3 protein-coding genes are annotated in these 2,981 nt (G+C 67.5%); all 3 read right to left on the reverse strand.

Annotation, left to right across the window (positions count from 1 at the left end; translation table 11 throughout):
- The coding region (gene recN / locus AC1DOC_RS27040; RefSeq protein ID WP_478130862.1) for a DNA repair protein RecN at window positions 1-1,564 on the reverse strand (1,564 nt) is incomplete at its 3' end.
- 1 nt (window position 1,565) lies between these two features.
- Window positions 1,566-2,477, reverse strand: coding sequence for an NAD kinase (locus tag AC1DOC_RS27045; RefSeq protein WP_018906749.1), 912 nt, complete (start codon window positions 2,475-2,477; stop codon window positions 1,566-1,568).
- 7 nt (window positions 2,478-2,484) lie between these two features.
- A complete protein-coding gene (locus AC1DOC_RS27050; RefSeq protein WP_478130863.1) occupies window positions 2,485-2,736 on the reverse strand; it encodes a hypothetical protein in 252 nt (83 codons plus the stop codon).
- Between the last annotated feature and the right edge of the window lie 245 nt (window positions 2,737-2,981).

Here is a 2,981-nt window from a genome sequence, read left to right on the forward strand (position 1 = left end):
TTCGGTGCGCGGGCCGTCCTTCGGTGCGCGGGCCGTCCTGGCCGGCTGCCGTCGTCTGGCGCTTGGCCACCACCAGGTGGTGGTCGGCGCAGGCGGCAACCTGCGGCAGGTGGGTGACCGCCAGCACCTGGCGATCGCGCCCGAGCTGCTTCATGAGCCGGCCCACGGTCTCGGCCACGGCCCCGCCGACACCGGCATCGACCTCGTCGAAGATCAGCGTCTGCGCGGCGCCGAGCTGGCTGGTCGTGACCGCAATGGCCAGCGCGATGCGCGAGAGCTCGCCGCCCGAAGCCACCTTGCCGATGGGGCGCGGCGTGCTTCCGGGATGGCCGCTCACGAGAAAGGCGACGTCTTCGAGACCCGCGCGGCCCGGCTGCGCCAGCGGCAGCAGCTCGACCTCGAAGCGCCCGCCCTGCATGCCGAGCCCCTGCATCGCCTGCGTGACCGCCTCGGCCAGCCGCGGGGCGGCCAGCTTGCGCGCCTTGGCGAGCGCCTTGGCTTCCTTCATGTAGGCCTGCTGCGCGCCTTGTTCGGCGCGCTCCAGGCCTGCGAGATCGCTCTGCGCATCGAGCGCTTGCAGTTCGGCCTGCCAGCCGGCCAGGAGCGCCGGCAGGTCGTCCGGCGTGCGCTTGTAGCGGCGCGCGAGCGACATCCACAGTCCCATGCGCTCGTCGAGTTCGGCCAGCCGCTGCGGATCGGCCTCGGCGTCGCGCAGGTAGCCGTGCAGCGTGTGGGCGGCATCGGAAGCCTGGGCGACACTGGAGGCCAGCACTTCGCCGAGGGCGCGGAATTCGGGCTCGATGTGCTCGCAGTTCTGCAGCAGGGTGACGGCGCGCGACAGCGCGGCGAGCGCGCCGCTGTCGTCGTCTTCGAGCGCCTGGCTCGCGCCCTGCGCCGCGTCGATGAGTGCCTGCGCATTGGAGACGCGCGCGTGCTGGGTCGAAAGCTCTTCCCACTCGCCTTCGGCCGGCGCCAGCTTCATGACCTCGGCGATCTGCCATTGCAGCCGCTCGCGTTCGCGCAGCAGCGAGTCTTGCGCCGAGCGCGCATGGTCGAGTGCGGAAAGCGCCTGGCGCCAGTGCTGCCAGGCCGCGTCCAGCGCATCGGTGCGCACGCCGGCGTAGGCGTCGAGCAGGCCGCGCACGGCCTCGGGGCGCGTCAGGCTCTGCCATGCGTGCTGGCCGTGGATGTCGAGCAGGCGGTCGCCGAGTTCGCGCAGCTGGGTGGCGGTGGCCGGGCTGCCGTTGATCCAGCCGCGGCTGCGGCCCTGCAGGTCGACGGTGCGGCGCAGCAGCAGGGCGTCGCCGTTTTCGAAGCCGCCCTCGTCGAGCCAGGCCGCGAGTGCCGGGTCGGCATCGAATTCGGCGCTGACGTCGAGCCGTTCGGCGCCTTCGCGCACCGCGCCCGCGTCGGCCCGGTTGCCGAGCGCCAGCTGGAGCGCATCGATCAGTATCGACTTGCCCGCGCCGGTCTCGCCGGTCAATACCGTGAAGCCTGCCGACAGGTCGAGTTCGAGTGATCGCACGATCACGAAGTCGCGCAATGCGATGCGTCGCAGCGCCATTTCAGGAGCCCCCTTCGTTCCAGTGAAGTTTCTTGCGCAGCGTGTCGAAATAGCTCCAGCCGCGCGGGTGCAGAAAGCGCACGCGGAAGTCGGAGCGGCGCACCACCACGCGATCGCCGATCGCGAGCGAGGCCAGCGACTGCATGTCGAAATTGGCGCTGGCGTCGCGCCCCGCCACCAGTTCGATCACGATCTCGTCGGCGTCGGGCAGCAGCACGGGGCGGTTCGACAGCGTGTGCGGCGCGATGGGCACCAGCACCCAGCCCGGCACCGCCGGATGCAGCAGCGGCCCGCCGGCCGAGAGCGCATAGGCCGTCGAACCCGTGGGCGAAGCGATGATCAGGCCGTCGGCGCGCTGGTTGGCCACGAAATGCCGGCCCACCGAAACGCGCAGCTCGACCATGCCCGAGGTGGCGCCGCGGTTGACCACCACGTCGTTCATTGCCAGCGCATCGAAGACCGAGGCGCCGTCGCGCATCACCTGCGCATGCATGAGGCTGCGGTGGTCTTCCTCGTATTCGCCGGCCAGCATGGGAATCAGCGTGGCCTGGTAGTTGTCCAGCGGAATGTCGGTGATGAAACCGAGCCGGCCGCGGTTGATGCCGATCAGCGGAATGCCGTAGCAGGCGAGTTGCCGGCCGATGCCCAGCATGGTGCCGTCGCCTCCCACCACCAGGCCCAGATCGCAGCGCTGGCCGATTTCCTCGACGCTCAGTGGCTGGTAGCGGCCGCCGACGCTGGCGTCCGCATCGGCCTCCTCGGCCGCCGATTTTTCGACGAAGACCTCGCACCCTTGCGATTCCAGGAAGGCGCCGATATCTTCCATCACGCCGTCGCGGGCATCGGCCTGCGCCCGGGCGCCTGAAGCCTGGTATTTGCCGATCAGCGCGACGTGACGAAAGCGGGAAGTCATCTACAAATTACAACATCAAAACCTTTCCCATTCGCTTGACCATGCGGGTTTTGCAGGCGCTGTCTCTTTCTGACTCAAGCGCGGCGACCACGATCCACTCTTTTGCGTCCTGGCCGAGTTCTTCGGCGAGGGCTCCGGCGATGGCAGGGGAGAGATGACCGCGATCACGGGCGTTGTAGAGCGCCTGTGCAGAAAGGCCGAGTTTCTTTGTCCAGGTCGGGATGGCCTCGACCTTCAGGGCCGTCTCTAGCAGGTTCATGGTTGTTTGCATATGCGGCGATTCCTCATGTTGTGTAGAAGCTACTCAAGCTGAGTAAGTATAAAAAATTGCTTGCTACTCAAGGTGAGTAGTTCTAGGCTCCGTTGCACTACTCACATTGAGTAGCAATTCTAGGAGCCACCATGATCAAAGTCAGCATTCCCGCAGTCGTCACTCGCAACATGACCGGTGTCGGCAAGACCTCCAACAAGCCGTACAACCTCGAATTCCAGACGGTCTACGTG

The sequence above is a fragment of the Variovorax sp. 01T439_2 genome, from assembly GCF_056398445.1.